The sequence below is a fragment of the Pseudomonas crudilactis genome (assembly GCF_013433315.1).
In the GTDB taxonomy this organism is placed as follows: domain Bacteria; phylum Pseudomonadota; class Gammaproteobacteria; order Pseudomonadales; family Pseudomonadaceae; genus Aquipseudomonas; species Aquipseudomonas crudilactis.
In genome coordinates, this window is sequence record NZ_WXVV01000003.1 from 197,936 (window position 1) to 216,974 (window position 19,039).

General features: G+C 60.2%; 15 protein-coding genes. 2 read left to right on the forward strand and 13 right to left on the reverse strand.

All coding sequences use genetic code 11. From position 1 onward, the window contains the following. Positions 1 to 76 precede the first annotated feature (76 nt). The 13 genes from GTU76_RS05315 to gcbA all read right to left on the reverse strand — a co-directional run bounded on the left by GTU76_RS05315 (position 77) and on the right by gcbA (position 16,913). Entirely contained in the window at positions 77 to 673 is a 597-nt protein-coding gene (locus GTU76_RS05315; protein WP_016984918.1) for a MarC family protein, read from the reverse strand. A 106-nt stretch (positions 674 to 779) separates the two neighbouring features. Continuing rightward, positions 780 to 3,554: a hybrid sensor histidine kinase/response regulator gene (locus GTU76_RS05320; RefSeq protein WP_175553053.1), complete on the reverse strand. Its 2,775-nt coding sequence runs from the start codon at positions 3,552 to 3,554 to the stop codon at positions 780 to 782. Between the two features lie 99 nt (positions 3,555 to 3,653). Beyond that, positions 3,654 to 4,949, reverse strand: a complete 1,296-nt coding sequence (gene purD, locus GTU76_RS05325; RefSeq protein WP_016984919.1) for a phosphoribosylamine--glycine ligase — start codon at positions 4,947 to 4,949, stop codon at positions 3,654 to 3,656. A gap of 153 nt (positions 4,950 to 5,102) precedes the next feature. After that, positions 5,103 to 6,710, reverse strand: coding sequence for a bifunctional phosphoribosylaminoimidazolecarboxamide formyltransferase/IMP cyclohydrolase (purH, locus tag GTU76_RS05330; RefSeq protein WP_175553054.1), 1,608 nt, complete (start codon positions 6,708 to 6,710; stop codon positions 5,103 to 5,105). Positions 6,711 to 6,793: 83 nt separating this feature from the next. Further along, positions 6,794 to 7,114: a DNA-binding transcriptional regulator Fis gene (gene fis, locus GTU76_RS05335; RefSeq protein ID WP_003221275.1), complete on the reverse strand. Its 321-nt coding sequence runs from the start codon at positions 7,112 to 7,114 to the stop codon at positions 6,794 to 6,796. Then, the gene (gene dusB, locus GTU76_RS05340; protein WP_016984921.1) at positions 7,111 to 8,121 is read right to left on the reverse strand and encodes a tRNA dihydrouridine synthase DusB; all 1,011 of its coding nucleotides are present in this window, start codon (positions 8,119 to 8,121) and stop codon (positions 7,111 to 7,113) included. The genes fis and dusB overlap by 4 nt, the downstream gene beginning before the upstream one ends. 185 nt (positions 8,122 to 8,306) lie before the next feature. Beyond that, positions 8,307 to 9,575 (reverse strand): DUF3426 domain-containing protein, encoded by a 1,269-nt coding sequence (locus GTU76_RS05345; protein WP_180698200.1) that lies wholly within the window; start codon positions 9,573 to 9,575, stop codon positions 8,307 to 8,309. Between the two features lie 30 nt (positions 9,576 to 9,605). Further along, positions 9,606 to 10,484 carry a 50S ribosomal protein L11 methyltransferase gene (gene prmA / locus GTU76_RS05350; RefSeq protein WP_016984923.1) on the reverse strand — a complete coding sequence of 293 codons (879 nt, stop codon included), beginning with the start codon at positions 10,482 to 10,484 and terminating at the stop codon, positions 9,606 to 9,608. A 180-nt stretch (positions 10,485 to 10,664) separates the two neighbouring features. Continuing rightward, positions 10,665 to 12,023 (reverse strand): acetyl-CoA carboxylase biotin carboxylase subunit, encoded by a 1,359-nt coding sequence (gene accC / locus GTU76_RS05355; RefSeq protein ID WP_016984924.1) that lies wholly within the window; start codon positions 12,021 to 12,023, stop codon positions 10,665 to 10,667. 17 nt (positions 12,024 to 12,040) lie between these two features. After that, positions 12,041 to 12,502, reverse strand: coding sequence for an acetyl-CoA carboxylase biotin carboxyl carrier protein (accB, locus tag GTU76_RS05360; protein WP_007914603.1), 462 nt, complete (start codon positions 12,500 to 12,502; stop codon positions 12,041 to 12,043). 48 nt (positions 12,503 to 12,550) lie between these two features. Next, on the reverse strand, positions 12,551 to 13,003 hold the full coding sequence (gene aroQ, locus GTU76_RS05365) for a type II 3-dehydroquinate dehydratase (RefSeq protein ID WP_007914604.1): 453 nt from the start codon (positions 13,001 to 13,003) through the stop codon (positions 12,551 to 12,553). 241 nt (positions 13,004 to 13,244) lie between these two features. After that, positions 13,245 to 15,191 carry a methyl-accepting chemotaxis protein gene (locus tag GTU76_RS05370; protein WP_180698201.1) on the reverse strand — a complete coding sequence of 649 codons (1,947 nt, stop codon included), beginning with the start codon at positions 15,189 to 15,191 and terminating at the stop codon, positions 13,245 to 13,247. A gap of 51 nt (positions 15,192 to 15,242) precedes the next feature. Further along, entirely contained in the window at positions 15,243 to 16,913 is a 1,671-nt protein-coding gene (gene gcbA / locus GTU76_RS05375; RefSeq protein ID WP_016984926.1) for a diguanylate cyclase GcbA, read from the reverse strand. Positions 16,914 to 17,337: 424 nt separating this feature from the next. Here gcbA and GTU76_RS05380 point away from each other — a divergent pair, with 424 nt between their 5' ends. Next, positions 17,338 to 18,405, forward strand: a complete 1,068-nt coding sequence (locus GTU76_RS05380) for a DUF2333 family protein (RefSeq protein ID WP_016984927.1) — start codon at positions 17,338 to 17,340, stop codon at positions 18,403 to 18,405. A 3-nt stretch (positions 18,406 to 18,408) separates the two neighbouring features. Continuing rightward, complete coding sequence (locus tag GTU76_RS05385; RefSeq protein ID WP_016984928.1) at positions 18,409 to 18,966, forward strand: NUDIX hydrolase; 558 nt, start codon at positions 18,409 to 18,411, stop codon at positions 18,964 to 18,966. The last annotated feature ends 73 nt before the right edge of the window (positions 18,967 to 19,039 follow it).

The window sequence follows — 19,039 nt, forward strand, 5'->3', positions numbered from 1 at the left end:
TCCGCCTCACGACAGAACGCCGCGAACAAGGCTGTTCGCGGCGTTCTGCTGTCCGATCATGGTTCGAGGCGCTGGTTCAGGACACCAGATAGCCTTTGACCCCGGTGAAGATGATCTGCGCTGCCAGTGCGCAAACAAACAAACCCATCAAACGACTGACAATCTGCAAACCCTGGTCGCCGAGAATCCGCTCGATGCGATTGGACAGGTAGAGCACCACGCCGACGGTGAAACTGGCCAACGCAATACTCATGATCGCCGTGAGTTTGTCATCCCAGTGCGGCTGGCTGACCCCCATCACCAGCAGTGCACCGATAGTGCCGGGGCCAACGGTCAACGGAATGGTCAGCGGTACGATGGTCACGTCCTGCTGCACGTTGTCGGTTTGTACCACGGACTTGCCTTGCGCCATGCCCAGCGCAGAGATGAACAAGACGCTGCCGGCACCGATACGGAAGGCATCGACCGTGATGCCGAACACATCGAATATCACCCGCCCGAACAAATACAGCAGCACACTGGAAACGAGAGTGGCGATCGCCACTTTCCAGGCCAGGCGCCGTTGCTCCCTGCGCGAATAACCACGGGTCAGGCTGATAAAACAGGACAACACGAAGAACGGGCTATAGAGCACCAGCATCTTCAGGTAAACGCTGAACAACACGTGGAGCATGGTCTTGGCTCGCAGCAGGAGGAAAAGGTCAAAAAGCCGGTAATCGCTGGCTCGCTCAAGTCCTTGAGCAGTCTGGAAGTATGATCGAATCGGCGACCAGGACAACTCAGAACGTCGAGGCTGTCCGGTTCTGCTGATCACGCTGTGCAACCCAGTGCTCGATCAGTTCGCGCAACTGCGACAGCTCGACGGGCTTGGACATGTGCCCGTCCATCCCGGCCTGGCGCGCGCGCTCTTTGTGTTCGGCGAGAATGTGCGCCGTCAATGCCACGATTGGCGTGCGAATGCGTTGGTTACTGACTTCCCATGCGCGCAATTGCTGGGTCGCGGAGAAACCGTCGAGTATCGGCATTTCGCAGTCCATCAGCACCAGATCGTAGCGTTGCGCCTTCATCGCTTGCAGCGCTTCCTCGCCATTGCTGGCAGTGTCCGGTTGCAGATTGAGCTTGCCGAGCATGCCGCGAATCACTTTGGTCGAAATCGTATTGTCTTCGGCAACGAGGATGCGGAAATCGCTTGGCACTTTCGCTGCTGTGGCCGGGCTGACCACTTGCGGCTGGAACACCACCTGGCCTTTGTTGCGCTGGTTCAGTTCATCGGCGAGCGTCGTCTTGAGCGTGTAGCCGGCCACCGGTTTGGCGAGGATGCGTTTGATCCCCGAGTTGCGCGCGATGATCTTGCTCGGCGCATTGCTGATGCCGGTGAGCATGATCAGCAGGATATCGTGGTTCAGGCTTGGATCTTCCTTGATCTTGGCCGCGAGCTGCATGCCGGTCATGCCCGGCATGTTCTGATCAAGCAGCACCACATCAAAGTAATCACGCAGATGCGCCTTGGTTCGCAGCAAGGCCAACGCCTCTTTGCCGGAAGGCACGGCGCTGACATTCAACCCCCACGCACTGCATTGCTGCACCAGTACTTTGCGGCAGGTGTCGTTGTCATCGACCACCAGCACCCGTGCCCCTTGAAGCGGACTGTCGAGATCGGAGGTCGGGTGTTCGAGGCGATCCGGATCCAAAGGCAGGGTCAGCCACAAGGTGCTGCCCTGAGTGGTGCCGCTCTTGATGCCGAACTCACCGTGCATCAGACGGATCAATTGCCGTGCGATCACCAGCCCCAGATTGCCGCCCAGGCGATTGGCCGAGAGGAAATGCTTGCTGTGCAGTTCGGCGTGCATCAATGCATCACGCTCTTCCTGCTCCATCGGTTGACCGCTGTCCTGCACGGCAATGCGCAGGCGCGGTTTGCTGCTGCGCTCATCGAGGGCGACGACGATCAGTACTTCGCCCTCGTCGGTTTTCTTCAGGGCGTTCTCCAGCAGGCTCAGCAGTGTCTGGCGCAGGCGCGTCGGATCGCCACTGATCACGCGCGGAACCTGAGGCTGGATGAAGCTGATCAGCTCGACGTTCTGCTGCTCGGCCTTGGCCCGGTAGATGCTCAAGCAGTCATCGATCAAGGCATTGAGGTCGAACTGCACATCATCCAGTTCGATCTGCCCGGATTCGAGTTTGGAAATGTCGAGGATCTCGTTGATCAGGGTCAGCAGTTCATTACCAGCGCTGTGGATGGTCTGCACGTAGTCGCGTTGCTTGACCGACAGCGGCGTGCCCAGCAGCAGCTCGGTCATGCCCAGCACGCCGTTCATCGGCGTGCGGATTTCGTGGCTGATCTTGGCGAGGAACTCGGCCTTGGCGTTGATTTCGGCATTGCTTGCGGCGAGGTCGCGGCTGACGCTGAAGCGGCTTTCGGTGATGCTGCGCTGGCGCTCGCCGAGGGCGATGCTCATCAGCAGGCCGCTGATGCAGATGAATGCCATCAGGGTCATGATCAAGCCTTGCGGCGACACCAGTGTCAGCCCCAACAAGGCGGGCAGAATGATCAATGTACCGATGTTGAACACCACCATCGCTGCCACGAACAGGCGCGCCGGGCGGTAGCCTTTTTGCCAGTGATAGAAAGCGACCAGCAACATGCTCAGGCCTGCCAGAGCTACCAGCGCGTAAGTGATGATGTTCAGCGGCAGGGTGTTGACGAACAACAACAGCAGGCTGCAAATCACGATGAGCAAAATGTCGCCCAGCAGCAACTTGTTCAGTGGATGCGGGCCGAGCGGGGCGAAGAAGCGCAACGCAAACATCAAGCCGGCGGGGGCGGTCAGCAGTAAGGCCAGATAGGCACCCGGTGTCTGGATCGCGTGCCAGTTCGGCAGCCAGGGGCCGGCGAGATTGAGCAGCAGCAACAGACTGAGGCCCAACAGGCCTTCGCAGACTGCCAGCCACAGGCTGCTGCGCGAGCGGGAATAGGCATAGCGCACGAGGTTGTGCAGCAGCAGCATGCCAAGGCAGCCGAAGAGTAAGCCGAAGACCAGCGTCTGATTGTGATTGGCCGCGCTCATCACTGCCGATTGCAGGGTGACGTGCGGGCGCAACTGATGGTCGGACACCAGGCGTAGATACACGTCGAGGGATTTTTCGCTCTGCGGCAGTGGCAGCATGAAGTCGCTGCTCGGCAACGGCCGTTCGGCCTGTGGCTGGTCGGTGCCGGTGTTGCGTTGCTCGATCAGTTTGTCACCGTCGAGCACGTAAAGACTGAGCTGTGACAGGTCAGGCGCGAAGATGCGCAGCACTTGCTCGTGCTTGCCCGGCGCCAGCCTGAAACGCAGCCACAAGGCACCATCGGGTGCGGACGCGGTGAGGCGCTCAAGGTCGATGGGGCTGAATTGATTGGTGTAGCGAGCGGAGCGGATATCGCTCAATTGCAGATTGCCCTGATCGTCGAGCAATACCGACCAGCCACTGCCTTGCGCGGCCTGGGCCGGGAGCATGCAGAGCAAGGTCAGCAACGTGACGGTGAAGCTTATGGCAATCCTGAGCCAGCGCACGGCGAAATCCCTTCGTAGGTTGATGCCAGAATATAACGATGCGCGACGGTGGAACAGCCCGGCAGGGAATGGCATTCCTCGCCGGGCTACAACGACAGCTTATTCCTGGGTTTCGCCACGTTCACGGGCAATGGCGCGGTAGCCAATGTCCTTGCGATAGAAGCAGCCTTCCCAGTCGATGGCCGCTGCCAGCTTGTACGCTTGCTGCTGAGCTTCTCCGACACTTGCGCCCATTGCGGTGGCGCACAGTACGCGACCACCGGCGGTGACGACGTTGCCGTCCTTCAGCGCGGTACCGGCGTGGAAGACTTTGCCTTCCAGGCTGGCGGCTGCATCCAGACCGTTGATCGCGGCGCCTTTGGCATAGTCGCCCGGATAACCGCCAGCGGCCAGCACGATACCAACGCTCGGGCGTGGATCCCACTGGGCTTCAACCTTGTCCAGCGCTTGCGCCAGCGCGGCTTCGACCAGCAGCACCAGGCTCGATTGCAGACGCAGCATCACCGGTTGGGTTTCCGGATCGCCGAAGCGGCAGTTGAACTCGATAACCTTCGGGTTACCGGCCTTGTCGATCATCAGACCGGCATAAAGGAAACCGGTGTAGACGTTGCCTTCCTCGGCCATGCCGCGCACGGTCGGCCAGATCACCAGATCCATCACGCGCTTGTGCACGTCGGCGGTGACCACCGGGGCAGGGGAGTAAGCACCCATGCCGCCAGTGTTCGGGCCGCTGTCGCCGTCGCCAACACGTTTGTGGTCCTGGCTGGTGGCCATCGGCAAAACGTTTTTGCCGTCGACCATGACGATGAACGAAGCTTCTTCGCCGTCGAGGAATTCTTCGATGACCACGCGCGAACCTGCGTCGCCGAAAGCATTGCCGGCGAGCATGTCGCGCACCGCGTCTTCGGCTTCAGCCAGAGTCATCGCGACGATCACGCCTTTACCGGCGGCCAGGCCGTCGGCCTTGATTACGATCGGCGCGCCTTTTTCACGCAGATAAGCCAGAGCCGGCTCGATCTCGGTGAAGTTCTGGTAGTCGGCGGTCGGGATCTTGTGGCGCGCGAGGAAATCCTTGGTGAAGGCTTTCGAGCCTTCCAGCTGCGCAGCACCGGCGGTCGGACCGAAGCAGTCCAGGCCACGGGAACGGAACAGGTCGACAACGCCAGCCACCAGCGGCACTTCCGGGCCGACGATGGTCAGGGCAACGTTTTTCTCGGCGAAGTCGGCCAGTTGCTCAAGGGCCAACACGTCGATGGCGACGTTTTCGCACTTGGCTTCGATGGCGGTGCCGGCGTTGCCCGGTGCAACAAAAACCTTCTGCACGCGCGGATCCTGAGCCACTTTCCAGGCCAGGGCGTGTTCACGGCCACCGCTGCCAATGATCAAAACATTCATTTCAAAAACCTCAAATTCTGTGGGGCGCTGCAAAACCTCTGTGGACTGAACCTGTAGGAGCTGCCGCAGGCTGCGATCTTTTGATTTTGACCTTCAAGAGCAAGATCAAAAGATCGCAGCCTGCGGCAGCTCCTACACAGAGGGAGCGGTGTATCAGTGACGGAAGTGGCGCATGCCGGTGAATACCATCGCGATGCCTGCTTCGTCGGCAGCAGCAATCACTTCAGCATCACGCATCGAGCCGCCCGGCTGGATCACCGCAGTGATGCCGACCTTGGCCGCGTTGTCCAGGCCGTCGCGGAACGGGAAGAACGCGTCCGATGCCATCACCGAACCGGCAACTTGCAGGCCGGCATGCTCAGCCTTGATCGCGGCGATACGCGCCGAGTTTACGCGGCTCATCTGGCCAGCGCCGACACCGATGGTCTGACGGTTCTTGGCGTAGACGATGGCGTTGGACTTAACGTATTTGGCGACTTTCCAGGCGAAGATCAGGTCGTGGATTTCCTGTTCGGTCGGCGCGCGCTTGGTCACGACTTTCAGGTCATCGGCGCTGATCATGCCGATGTCGCGGCTCTGTACCAGCAGGCCGCCGTTGACGCGCTTGTAGTCCCAGGCAGCGGCGCGGTCAGCCGACCACTCGCCGCAGGCCAGCAGGCGCACGTTGGCTTTCGCCGCAACAATGGCGCGGGCTTCTTCGCTGACGCTCGGGGCGATGATCACTTCAACGAACTGACGCTCGACGATCGCTTTGGCGGTCTCGGCATCCAGTTCACGGTTGAAGGCGATGATGCCGCCGAATGCCGACTCGGTGTCGGTGGCGTAAGCCAGTTCGTAGGCCTGACGGATGCCGCCTTCTGCGTCCGGGCTGACTGCCACGCCGCACGGGTTGGCGTGTTTGACGATGACGCAGGCTGGCTTGACGAAGCTTTTCACACATTCCAGCGCGGCGTCGGTGTCGGCCACGTTGTTGTACGACAGCTCTTTGCCTTGCAGTTGGGTCGCGGTGGCAATACCGACTTCGGCAGGCTTGGCTTCCACGTAGAACGCCGCGCTCTGGTGCGGGTTCTCGCCGTAGCGCATTTCCTGGGCCTTGATGAACTGGCTGTTGAAGGTGCGCGGGAATTCGCTGCGGCCGTCAGTGCTCAGGGTTTCAGCGGCCTGATTCACGGTGCCCATATAGTTGGCGATCATGCCGTCGTAGGCAGCGGTGTGTTCGAACGCCTTGAGCATCAGGTCGAAACGCTGAGCGTAGGTCAGGCCACCGGCCTTGAGACCTTCCAGAACGCTGGCGTAATCGCTGGCATTCACCACGATCGCTACGTCTTTATGGTTTTTCGCTGCCGAACGGACCATGGTCGGGCCGCCGATGTCGATGTTTTCGATGGCGGTCGGCAGGTCGCAGCCTGGCTTGTTGATAGTGGCTTCGAACGGATAGAGGTTAACGGCAACCAGATCGATCGGCTTGATGCCGTGCTCGCTCATGATCGCGTCGTCGATACCGCGACGACCGAGGATGCCGCCGTGGATTTTCGGGTGCAGGGTTTTCACCCGACCGTCCATCATCTCGGCGAAACCGGTGTAATCCGCGACTTCCACTGCGGCTACGCCGTTGTCCTGCAGCAGCTTGAACGTCCCGCCGGTGGAGAGGATCTCGACGCCCAGAGCTTCAAGCTCCTTGGCGAATTCGAGGATCCCGGTCTTGTCGGAAACGCTGATCAAGGCGCGGCGGATCGGCAGGCGGGTAGTCTGGTCGGTCATCTCAATTTCCATCAAAAGCAAAGGAAGTCAGCAAAAAAGGCGACCGTTTTTTACGCGGGCGCCTTTCTGGTTTGATTGAATGCTTACAGCAGATCGTACTGCTTGAGTTTCTTGCGCAGCGTGCCGCGGTTAAGTCCCAGCAGCTCACTGGCCTTGGTCTGGTTGCCCTTGACGTAGTTCATCACGCTTTCGAGCAGGGGAGCCTCGACTTCGGAGAGCACCAGGTTGTACACATCCGTGACGGACGCGCCCTCAAGGTGGGCGAAATAATTGTGCAGCGCCTTCTCGACACTCCCGCGAAGGGTCTGACCTTCTTCGCTCGGGGTATTGAGGTGCTGTTTCAAATTCACGTTGTCGCTCACGGGTGCTGTTCCACTCACTAAAGTCTCGGTCATCATCGTCATGCGGCCACCCCTTCTTCGTCCCCTGTCAGGCTCTTGTAACGCTCGGCGAAGAACTCCCGAACGTTGGCGCATTGTGTTTCCGTACCATCCAAACGATTGAAGTGGGCGCGAAACTCCCTGGCGCCCGGCAAGGTTGCGAGATACCAGCCCACATGCTTGCGCGCAATGCGCACGCCCATCACATCCCCATAGAAAGCGTGAAGTGCGGCCAGATGCTCTAGCAGTATGTGTTCCACCTCGATCAGCTCCGGTGCCGGCAATTTCTCGCCGGTACGCAGGAAGTGTTCGATCTCGCGAAAAATCCATGGCCGCCCTTGGGCGGCGCGGCCAACCAACAGGCCATCGGCACCGGTCGCGTCGAGCACGTAACGGGCCTTTTCCGGCGAATCGATATCGCCATTGGCAAACACCGGGATCGACACGGCCTGCTTGATTGCGGCAATCGTGTCGTACTCGGCTTCGCCCTTGTACAGATCGGCGCGAGTGCGGCCATGCACTGCCAGCGCGGTGATCCCGGCCTGCTCGGCGATCTTCGCCACGGTCAGGCCGTTCTTGTTGTCGCGATCCCAACCGGTGCGGATCTTCAGGGTCACCGGCACATCAACTGCCGCCACAACGGCGTGCAGGATCTCGGTCACCAGTGCTTCATCTTTCAACAACGCGGAACCGGCGGCCTTGTTGCAGACCTTCTTTGCCGGGCAACCCATGTTGATATCAATAATCTGTGCGCCCAGTTCGACGTTGGCCCGGGCCGCGTTCGCCAGCATCTGCGCATCGCCACCGGCAATCTGTACCGAGCGTGGCTCGGGATCGCCTTCGTGGATCATGCGCATGCGCGACTTGCGGGTGTTCCACAGGCTCATGTCGCTGGTGACCATTTCCGAGACTACAAGCCCTGCGCCCAGACGCTTGCACAGCTGACGAAAGGGCTGGTCGGTGACCCCCGCCATCGGGGCGAGAATCAAGCCGTTCTGCAATGTGTATGGGCCGATGCGTACCGCCGACATAGGACTTCCCTGAGGTGGGGCCGGATCATGAGAGTTCGAAAAAGGGTTGGCATGATACCCGCTCTCGATGACTGGATAAAGGCTGAATTGAACAAAATCTGAACAGTTATTCTGTTATCGCCACAGGTTTGGTTGTGGGTGGCAAAGTCAGAAAACCGTCGTCAATTCAGAAACGATGAAGCGACTCACTCGGGCGAGTGGAAACTCAGGCTGTAGTTCACCGCCTTCGGGCCTGGATCGAGGATGTCCAGCGCAATGTGGATAGGCGTCTGCGGCGGCATTTCCGCCAAGCCTTCCAGGTCTCCTTTGAGGTACTCGCCGGGTTTAAAGCGGCGATTGGCGATCAGGTGTCCGTTGAGGTCGGCAAAGCGCAGTTCCAGTAATGGAAAAGGCTGAGAGAATGTCGCGCGGTTATAAATGATCGCGTCGACCACCAGTGCGCCGTTGAACTCCGGGTGACTGCGTACCACCAGGTTGCTGCTCTTGATCCGGGCGATGTCCACTTTGGACGGCACCGTGCAGCCGATCTGCGGGCAGATTTGCTGGAACCACGGGCGGTATTGATCCTGCCGGGCCAGTTCATCGAAATGATAAGAGATGTATTGGGCAGCGAGCCCGCCTGCCGCCAGCAAGACCAACACCAGCCAAAGCAAGCGCCGACCCCACGGCGAGCGGCGTTTCTGCCAGTCCAGTTGCAACGGGTCGTCGGTCAGGTCTTGCAGGACTTCGGCGCGTACGCCGGGTTCTGCGCGCTCACGTTTTTTGCGCAGCGGTTCGATCGATGGCAAGTCGTCGTCAGCGCTTTCGTCGCTGGCTGACAAGCGTTCGCGGCGGGCATTCGGGTCGATCGGGTCGTGCAGGCGCAGATGCGGGATCGCCGGTTCGTCATCCAGATCCACCGGCTCCAGTGACAGCGAAGGCTCGGTGCGCTCGGGGTTGACCGGTTCAATGTCGTCGATCTGCGGCTCATGTTCCGGCTCAGGCAGCCGCTCATCGGCGGGTTCGCTGAACAGGCTGTCAGGCCACGCGGCATCGTCCGGCTCCGGGCTGTCGCGACGAGCACTCAGGGAGTCTTCGCGCGCGCGTCCGAGTTCGGTGGCAGGCTGGATTTCCCGTTGTTCGAGACGTGCGAGCTCTTCGTCCAGATCAAGGCTGTCGAGATCAAGTGCCGAGGCGTTCCATTGCTTTTGGCTGATGGCGCGCGTCTCGGGTTGCTCGACGATGGGCGGCGGCTCAACGGCCGTCGGCACTTCGTCAGGCAACGCGGGAATGAGTGGCGCAACCGGCGTCACCACGTCCTTGCCGGCGTGTTGTTCCAGCAGCTGTTTGGCGGCGTTGAACACTTGCAGGCAGGAGCCGCAGCGAACCACCCCGCGGGCCACGCTCAATTGAGCATGGCTGACGCGGAAACTGGTTTGGCAATGCGGGCACTGGGTGACGAAACTGTCGGTCATGCGGCGATCCGGATTATGCAGGCGCTCATATTAACGCCGACGGCCGGTGATGCGCACCCAGCCATCGCGATTGGCGATCGGGTCGAGATCGAAGTCCTGCGCATACGCGGCAGCGACTTCATCACCTTGTTCAGCGAGGATGCCCGACAGCGCCAACCGGCCACCGGATTTCACCAGGCCGGACAGTTGCGGCGCCAGCGAAACCAGCGGGCCGGCCAGAATGTTGGCGACCAGCACATCAGCTTGAACCTGCGGCAGATCTTCCGGCAGGTACAGCGGGAACAGTTCGTCGGCAATGTTATTGCGACCGGCGTTGTCGCGGGAGGCTTCCAGCGCCTGCACGTCGATGTCGGTGCCGACGGCTTCCTTGGCGCCGAGCAGCAGGGCGGCAATCGCCAGAATCCCCGAACCGCAGCCGAAGTCGAGCACATTGCAGTCTTTCAGGTCCTGACCGTCGAGCCATTCCAGGCACAGTGCGGTGGTTGGGTGGGTGCCGGTGCCGAACGCCAGGCCCGGGTCCAGCAGCAGGTTGACTGCATCTGGCTCAGGTGCGGCGTGCCAGCTCGGTACGATCCACAGGCGCTGGCCGAAACGCATCGGCTGGAAGCCATCCATCCAGCTGCGTTCCCAGTCCTGATCTTCGATGACTTCGCTGTGATGCTCAGGCAGCGGACTGCCGGTCAGCAGTTCCAGGTGGGCCAGAACCGGTGCCGGTTCGGTGCCGCCTTCGAACAGCGCCAGCAGGTGGGTGTGTGCCCACAGCGGGGTGGTGTTGAGTTCCGGCTCGAAGATCGGCTGATCTTCGGCGTCCATGAACGTCACCGATACGGCGCCCACTTCAAGGAAAGCGTCTTCGTAGGTTTCGGCTTGTTCCGGGCTGATGGCGAGACGTACTTGCAGCCAAGGCATGGCGGGCACCTTTGAAAAATATTGATTGCAGCCTAGCGGCCGGCAAGAAGCGCGCAAGTTTACGCGAGCGCAAAGCTTTTGTGGGAGTGACTTGAAACACCATTCCCGCAAGGGATTTGTGAAACCTGCAGAAACAACAAAGCCGCCCGAAGGCGGCTTTGTCTGGTGCAGGCTCGAAGCTTAGTGCTTCTCGGCAGCCAGCTTGTGCTCGAGGTAGTGAATGTTCACACCACCCTTGCAGAAGCCTTCGTCACGAACCAGATCACGGTGCAGCGGGATGTTGGTCTTGATCCCGTCAACCACGATTTCGTCCAGGGCATTGCGCATGCGAGCCATGGCTTCGTCGCGGGTCGCGCCGTAAGTGATCAGCTTGCCGATCAGCGAGTCGTAGTTCGGTGGAACCGCATACCCGCTGTACAGGTGCGAATCGACGCGAACGCCGTTACCGCCTGGCGCGTGGAAATGCTTGACCGTGCCCGGGCTCGGCATGAAGGTTTTCGGGTCTTCAGCGTTGATCCGGCATTCCAGCGAGTGACCGCGGATTACCACGTCATCCTGCGTGAACGACAGCTTGTTGCCAGCGGCGATGCTGAGCATCTCCTTGACGATGTCGATACCGGTGACCATTTCCGAAACCGGGTGCTCCACCTGAACACGGGTGTTCATTTCGATGAAGTAGAAACGACCGTTCTCGTACAGGAACTCGAACGTACCGGCGCCACGGTAACCGATGTCGATGCACGCCTTGACGCAGCGGGCCAGCACTTCTTCGCGCGCCTTCTCGTCGATGCCCGGTGCCGGCGCTTCTTCGAGAACTTTCTGGTGACGACGTTGCAGCGAGCAATCGCGGTCGCCCAGATGGATGGCGTGGCCCTGGCCGTCGGACAGCACTTGCACTTCGACGTGGCGCGGGTTGGTCAGGAACTTTTCCAGATAGACCATCGGGTTGCCGAACGCCGCGCCAGCTTCGGTGCGGGTCAGTTTGGCGAAGGCGATCAGGTCTTCTTCCTTGTGCACGACGCGCATGCCACGACCACCACCGCCGCCAGCGGCTTTGATGATCACCGGGTAGCCGACTTCACGACCAATGCGCAGCGCCGTTTCTTCGTCTTCCGGCAGTGGGCCGTCCGAACCAGGAACGGTTGGCACGCCTGCTTCGATCATCGCGTGCTTGGCCGAAACCTTGTCGCCCATCAGGCGGATGGTTTCGGCTTTCGGGCCGATGAAAGCGAAGCCGGAGTTCTCGACCTGCTCGGCAAAATCGGCGTTTTCCGCAAGGAAACCGTAGCCAGGGTGAATGGCGGTAGCACCAGTCACTTCAGCGGCAGCGATGATGGCCGGGATGTGCAGGTAGGACTGAGCGGCAGACGCCGGGCCGATGCAGACGGATTCGTCTGCCAGACCCAGGTGCATCAGCTCTTTGTCGGCCTTGGAGTAAACGGCGACGGTCTTGATGCCCATCTCTTTGCAGGCACGCAGAATCCGCAGGGCGATCTCACCGCGGTTAGCGATCAGAACTTTTTCCAACTTCGCAGTCATCAAAGGCTCTCCGCAGTTCAAACGATGGTGAACAGCGGTTGGTCGTACTCAACCGGCTGGCCGTCTTCGACGAGGATGGACTCGATCACACCGCTGGTTTCAGCTTCGATGTGGTTCATCATCTTCATGGCTTCGACGATGCACAGAGTGTCGCCTTTCTTCACGGTCTGGCCGACTTCAACGAAGGACGGCGAGGTTGGCGAAGATTTACGGTAGAAGGTGCCGACCATCGGCGAACGGGCAACAGTGCCGTTCAGCGCAGGGGCAGCAGCGGCAGCCGGGGCTGCTGCAGCAACTGGAGCAGCTGCAACAGGTGCGGCGGCCGGCGCTTGCATCGGCGCTGGTGCGTAGTACTGCTGAGCCGGGGTCTTGCTGTGACGGCTGATGCGTACGGACTCTTCGCCTTCCTTGATCTCGAGCTCGTCGATGCCGGACTCTTCCAGCAATTCGATCAGTTTCTTAACTTTACGGATATCCATGAATCATCAACTCCCAAGGGTCGGTCAGGGGCGCTTAACGCTTGTAGTTCAAGTCGTTGCCTGTGTTTCAAGCTGTTCTAGTGCAGCCTCCAGGGCCAGTCGGTAACCGCTGGCGCCAAGGCCGCAGATCACTCCCACCGCTACGTCGGAGAAGTAAGAGTGATGGCGGAAAGGTTCGCGTTTGTGCACGTTGGACAAGTGCACTTCGATGAATGGGATGCTCACTCCCAGCAACGCGTCACGTAATGCGACACTTGTGTGTGTAAAAGCTGCTGGATTGATCAGAATGAAATCGACACCTTCGCCACGCGCAGCGTGGATGCGGTCGATCAATTCGTACTCGGCATTGCTTTGCAGATACAGCAGATGATGGCCGGCTTCACGGGCGCGACGCTCCAGATCCTGATTGATCTGCGCCAGGGTCGTTGAACCGTAGGTGCCGGGTTCGCGGGTGCCGAGCAGGTTCAGGTTGGGGCCGTGCAGCACCAGTAGGGTTGCCATCTGCGTAGTCCTTGTTATGAATGAGCAATCGTCAGAACCCGGCGACTATGCCGCAAAGACTTTGTGACTGTCCAGTTCTATGCAATAGCCAGCACGATGGCCGATGTTTGCGCGAAATATGTGACCGAGTGATTTGATCCGGTCACTTGTGGTGTCTGGACTGACGCCTTCGCGAGCAGACTCGCTCCCACAGGGAGATGCATTCCAATGTGGGAGCGAGCCTGATCGCGATAGCGGTCTATCAGACGCGGAAGGCTTGTACGGCCGTATGCAATTGCCCGCCCAACACCAGCAGATTTTCACCCTGTTCACGCCCACGACCGATACGCACCAGATTATCCCCACCCAACTGATGAATCCGCTCGCTGTGGTTGCGAATCTCGCTGACTGCGCCACTTTGTTGCGCCGTAACGTCGGCAATGCGGATGGCCGTGTCGGAAATGGTCTGGATCGCACCGACAATTTTATCCAGCGCACCGTCCGCCGCTTGCGCCTGATTGGCCGTGGCTTCGGCGTGCTCGACCTGCGCGCGCATGCCTTCGACTGATTGTCGGGCGGCGGTTTGCAGGCCGGCAATCAAGGTTTGAATCTCGGCCGTTGCGCCGGCTGTACGTTGTGCCAGCGAGCGCACTTCTTCAGCCACCACGGCAAATCCTCGACCCATTTCCCCGGCACGCGCCGCTTCGATCGCCGCGTTCAGCGCCAGCAGGTTGGTTTGATCGGCAATCGAGCGAATCACCGTCAATACGCCACCAATGGTCGCCGACTCCTCGGCCAGATGCTCGATCATTTGCGCGTTGCCTTGTACTTCACCGACCAAGGCATGCAGGCCGGTCAGGCTTTGGCCGATCACCGCTTGGCCATGCTCGACCGCCAGCCCGGCATGACGGCTGGCGTCTGCTGCCTGCTGTGCATCACCGGCCACTTGCTGGATTGTCGCTTCAAGTTCGCCGAGGGAATCGCGGATCAGCGCAGTATCGCCGGCCTGGTGTTCAGCGCCGCTGTGCAAGTCGCTGCTCAGCTCGGCAAGCGTGCGGCTGCTGCCCGCGACTTGTTCGGCATTGCCACGAATGGTCCCGACCAGATCCACCAGATAGGCGCGCAAGCGGTTGAGCGAGGCTTCGATGTCGTGCAGTTCTCGGTTGGTTTTGCCCAGATGAATGTCGCGACTGAAATCGCCCTCGGCCCAGGTTGAAAGCGCCGGAGCGAGATTGGTCAGGGTGCGCGAGAGACGCCGCTGCAAGGTGTCGATCAGTAGCGCGATCAGCAGAATCAAACCGATCATCACGCCCTGCATCAGCCGCACTTCGCCTTGAATCTGCCCGTGCTGAGCGCGCACGACCGGCTCCAGTCCAGCAATGGCTTGTTGCACAGCGGCGATTTTCTGGTGAGTGGCAGTGCTCAGGTCGGTGCGTTTCTGGATCTGATCGCGCGTGCGTGCAAGCTCTGCCGGGTAGCGGCCAAGCAAACTGTTGAGTTCACGTTTGAGACCGACGCCAGCATCTTCCGCGACAGTTTTTTCGGTGTTCTCGATGCCCATCATCGCCGCGAAATCGTCGCTGCCCGATTCACTCTTGGCCACAACGCCGAGCAGGGGCAGGGCATCAATCGCTTGAGCCTGCGAGCGGATGTTGCTGACCTCGCGCTCTACATCGGCGGCCAGCTCACTGCGCCCGCTGCTGACCAGTTTGTCCCGCGCCAGCGACAGTTTGCCCAAATGCTGCGAAGCGGCGAGCAGCGGTGCCAGATAAGCCGCGTTACCGTTGGCATAAGTGCTGAGCTGATCGAGGCTGGCGCTCAGTTCGCGCTCGGCCTGCAACAGCAAGGCCTGCGGATCACCGGCCAGTTTGCCGGCAGCGAGCAGGTCGGTCTTGCTGAATTCATCAAGGCCCGACAGGCTCGGGCGCAGAGTGTCGGCCAGCGCCGGGGGCAATTCACCGAGTTCCTTCTGCAAGGCGTCGATGGCCTGACTGGCGCTGCTCAGGCGCAAGGCGTCGCCGCTGGCGAGGTAGTCCTCGACATTGCGTGCCACCTCGTTCTGAAATTGCTGCGACAGCCCCAGGTAACGCTCCATCAACAGATACGGGCGCTCCAGAGCTTTTTGCGACCACCACAGCGTGGCGCCGAGTGCCAGGCACACGGCGACCAGCAGCAGCGTATTGAGATTGGTGAGCAACTTCAGGCGCATGACGGCTACCAACGGCAGAAATGGTAAGCGCCTGAATTTATTGCGGTTCTGTTACAGGGTTATGACCGAATCAGTGGAATCCGATGAAAAAGTGGCACTTTGCTTTGAGTCGCGCGCGGTCTGCACGCGATTGCGTCCGGCACCCTTGGCGCGGTACAGCGCTTCGTCGGCCTGACTGGCCATCATCAGGCTGTCGCAGTCATCGTGCATTTCCACCACGCCGGCGCTGAAGGTGCACCACAAATCCTGCGGCTGCGCCGGGTAATGGATTTCGGCGAAGCGCTGGCGAATTTCATCGAGCACTTTGTGTGCGGCTTCTATATCGGTGTCGGGCATGACGATGGCGAATTCTTCACCGCCGTAACGGCCGATGAAATCGGACTTGCGCAAGCGCTGCTTGAGAAACAGCGCAAGGCTCTTGATCACGCGGTCACCCATGGGGTGGCCGTGGCTGTCGTTGACCCGTTTGAAATGGTCGATGTCGAGCATCGCAAAGCTCAACGGCTTGTTCTCACGGCGGGCGCGGAACGAGCAGTCTTCGAGCAATTGCAGAATATGCGTGTGGTTGTACAGACCGGTGAGGCTGTCGCGGACCATCCGTGCTTTGAGGTTGCGTGCGCGGGCGGCGCGGTTGCGCACGGTAGTGATCAGGTGACGCGGCTTGATCGGTTTGGTCAGGAAGTCGTCGCCGCCCTCGCTCATGGCGTCGAGCTGCTTGTCCAGATCGTCCTCGGCCGACAGATAGATGATCGGCACGCTGACATAACGGTCGTTGTGGCGAATTACCTTGGCCAGTTCGGTGCCGGTGCAGGCCGGCATGTACATGTCGAGGATGATCAGGTCGGGCTGGAAATCGGCCAGTTCGGCCATCGCCTGAATCGGCTCGATCAACGTGCGGGTGACGATTCCGGCGCTGTTGAGCAGGCGCTCGGTGTGCAAGGCCTGCGCACGTGAGTCGTCGATGATCAGCACTTTATAAGGTTCGTACTGGGCGACGCAGGTGAGGACTTCGATTTTCTCCAGCAGGCTCGACGCTTCGAGGGTGCCGGTGAGGAATTCCTGGCCGCCGGCGCGAACGGCGGCGAGACGGGTTGGCGTGTCGGTTTCGTGCAGGCTGAAGAACAGCAGCGGCAGCGGTTCTTCCAGGCCGACCTGGGCTTCGGCGGCGAGTTTCAGGCCGATGCCGGCGCCGCTGAAATCCACGTCCATGACGATCGCGGCCGGTAGGCGCTCGACCATCGAGGAGCGAAACGCCGAGACGCTGTCCAGCGCTTGCGCGCTCAGGCCAAAAAACTCCAGTTGCTTGGCCAAGCGTTCGGCGCGGTCGTGATCCTGCAGCATCACGTAAATCGGTTTGCGCAGCGGCGGCAGGAAGGTCTGGTCGAGTTGATCGCCGTGGCGCAGGCCAGTGCGCGACAAGCGCTGCATCAAGCGATTGAGGTCGGTGATCAGGCCGCTGCTGAGGCGTCCGCGATTGGCATCCACCGCTTCCAGCGATTGGCTGATGTGGCGCGCGAGTTGAGTATGTTCGGGCTGTTCGAAGCGCTCGGCAAATCGCAGCAGGCGCAAGTTGGCCTCGCTCAGTTCGGCGAGGTCGACAGTGGACCACTCATTGCGTTGCAGGCGCTGCCATATCTCAAGAATCTGACGCGCCTGATGAATTACCCGCTGGGCAAAATGGTGCTTGAGGCGCTCGCGGCTGGGGTCTTCTGGCTCGGTCATATCCTGACTACTAGTTAGGCTGCATGCTGAGATCGACTGGTGGCTCTATGCTAGCACCTCTTTTCCCTTAGACGAGTGTCGTACGTCAATAATCTGCAATGCGTCACCATTCAGTTTCTGACCGAGCGGTTTTGTTTTTGACCTTGGCGTCTGACAATTCTCTGTAGGCCGGGCACTCCTTGACTAAGCAGGGTGTTCAGGATGACGGGGCTGTCGTGCTTTTATCCATGCGCTGAATATCCTTTGCGATGGGTTTCAATCCGATGGGCTTAAGCGTGGGCATCGGGGATTCCCTTAGTCATCGTCGAAGCGTCATTCGGCCATACGAATTGCGGCTTATCTTTACGCGCGGGTGCCCGGCTCTGGCACGTTGTTGTATGGTTGTGGTCGAACCGTTGAACCCAAGATTTGAAAGGATATCGCCATGCTGGACTGGAAAAACCGCGCGGGCAGCGCGCCTGAACGTGCCGCCGAGCCCAAGTCGGCCACCCGCAGCTATGTTGGCGGGCTGCTCTTCAGTCGTGCCCTGGCCACGCTGATCGGCATTTATCTGCTGGTGACCATTGGCCTGGGCTGGTACTGGAGCCAGGAGCCGGCGCTGTTTCCGGTCGCGCAAAACGCTCAAGTGGCTGCCGAGAAAGAAGGCAAGCAGATGGTGATCGGCTACACCACGGTCGAAACCCTGAAGACCGTCGCCGGCACCTTGCTCAACAAGCCGGGCGGCTACATTTCCAACGACCGCTTCCCGCCGGGCCTGTGGATGGACAACACGCCAAGCTGGGAATACGGCGTGCTGGTGCAGGTACGTGACCTGACCCGCGCTTTGCGCAAAGACTTTGCCCGTTCGCAATCGCAGTCGGCGGAAGATGCCGATCTGGCCAAGGCCGAACCGCGCTTCAACTTCGACAACAAGAGCTGGATCTTGCCGTCGAGTGAGTCGGAATATCAGGAAGGCATCAACTCGCTGAGCCGCTATCAGGCTCGCCTGTCTGATCCTACCCAGAAAAACGCGCTGTTCTATGCCCGCGCCGACAACCTGAACAACTGGCTCGGCGATGTCGGCACTCGTCTCGGCTCACTGTCGCAACGCCTGTCGGCCAGCGTTGGCCGGGTCAAGCTCAATACCGCGCTGAAAACCGAAGTGCCGGCGATCGGCGAAGTACCGCAGGTTGACGAAGAAGTCGTCGAGACTCCGTGGATGCAGATCGACAACGTGTTCTACGAAGCACGCGGTCAGGCCTGGGCGCTGTCGCATCTGCTGCGCGCCATCGAAGTCGACTTCGCCGATGTATTGGCGAAAAAGAACGCCACGGTCAGCGTGCGTCAGATCATCCGTGAACTGGAAGCCTCGCAGGAGCCGGTCTGGAGCCCGATGATTCTTAACGGTAGCGGTTTCGGTGTGCTGGCCAACCACTCGCTGGTCATGGCCAACTATATTTCCCGGGCCAATGCCGCTGTGATCGATTTGCGTCAACTGCTCAATCAGGGCTGATTCATGAGCCAGAACGCCAAAGAGGCGGCCCATCGGGCCGCCTCGGATGCCGAACAGATCGCCTGGGTCGACGAGCAGGACAACCTGCTCGGCGCGCTGGTGCGTGCCGATTTGCGTGAGCGCGGGCTGATCGGACGTGGCACCTACATCATGCTGTTCAATTCCGCCGGTGATCTTTGCGTACACCGGCGCACGTTGAGCAAGGCGATTTATCCCGGTTTCTGGGACGTTGCGGCAGGCGGCATGGTGCAGGCGGATGAGAGCTACGCCGAGTCGGCAGCCCGTGAGCTGGAAGAGGAGTTGGGTGTCAGCGGCGTAGAGTTGACTGCCCATGACCATTTCTACTTCGAAGACACCGGCAACCGCCTGTGGTGTTCGGCGTTTTCCGCCGTATGGGACGGCCCGCTGAAACTGCAGCCTGAAGAAGTGCTGGAAGCGCGGTTTATTCCGGTCGAGCAGGTCATGCAGGAAATCCAGCAGAAGCCTTATTGCCCGGACTCTCTGGCAGCGCTCAAGCGCTATCTCAAGGCTCAACAGCGCGACGTCGCAAAGAACACATAAATTGGCGCCGATTGGCACTTAGCAATCGGGATTTTTGCCGTTACACTGCGCGACCTTTTCAAGCTGCACCGTC

Excerpts from the sequence above, each read along its gene's own strand:
- GTU76_RS05315 (WP_016984918.1), bottom strand. The coding sequence starts at position 673 with ATGCTCCACGTGTTGTTCAGCGTTTACCTGAAGATGCTGGTGCTCTAT.
- purD (WP_016984919.1), bottom strand. The coding sequence starts at position 4,949 with ATGAATGTTTTGATCATTGGCAGCGGTGGCCGTGAACACGCCCTGGCC.
- purH (WP_175553054.1), bottom strand. The coding sequence starts at position 6,710 with ATGACCGACCAGACTACCCGCCTGCCGATCCGCCGCGCCTTGATCAGC.
- fis (WP_003221275.1), bottom strand. The coding sequence starts at position 7,114 with ATGACGATGATGACCGAGACTTTAGTGAGTGGAACAGCACCCGTGAGC.
- dusB (WP_016984921.1), bottom strand. The coding sequence starts at position 8,121 with ATGTCGGCGGTACGCATCGGCCCATACACATTGCAGAACGGCTTGATT.
- GTU76_RS05345 (WP_180698200.1), bottom strand. The coding sequence starts at position 9,575 with ATGACCGACAGTTTCGTCACCCAGTGCCCGCATTGCCAAACCAGTTTC.
- prmA (WP_016984923.1), bottom strand. The coding sequence starts at position 10,484 with ATGCCTTGGCTGCAAGTACGTCTCGCCATCAGCCCGGAACAAGCCGAA.
- accC (WP_016984924.1), bottom strand. The coding sequence starts at position 12,023 with ATGACTGCGAAGTTGGAAAAAGTTCTGATCGCTAACCGCGGTGAGATC.
- accB (WP_007914603.1), bottom strand. The coding sequence starts at position 12,502 with ATGGATATCCGTAAAGTTAAGAAACTGATCGAATTGCTGGAAGAGTCC.
- aroQ (WP_007914604.1), bottom strand. The coding sequence starts at position 13,003 with ATGGCAACCCTACTGGTGCTGCACGGCCCCAACCTGAACCTGCTCGGC.
- GTU76_RS05370 (WP_180698201.1), bottom strand. The coding sequence starts at position 15,191 with ATGCGCCTGAAGTTGCTCACCAATCTCAATACGCTGCTGCTGGTCGCC.
- gcbA (WP_016984926.1), bottom strand. The coding sequence starts at position 16,913 with ATGACCGAGCCAGAAGACCCCAGCCGCGAGCGCCTCAAGCACCATTTT.
- GTU76_RS05380 (WP_016984927.1), top strand. The coding sequence starts at position 17,338 with ATGCTGGACTGGAAAAACCGCGCGGGCAGCGCGCCTGAACGTGCCGCC.
- GTU76_RS05385 (WP_016984928.1), top strand. The coding sequence starts at position 18,409 with ATGAGCCAGAACGCCAAAGAGGCGGCCCATCGGGCCGCCTCGGATGCC.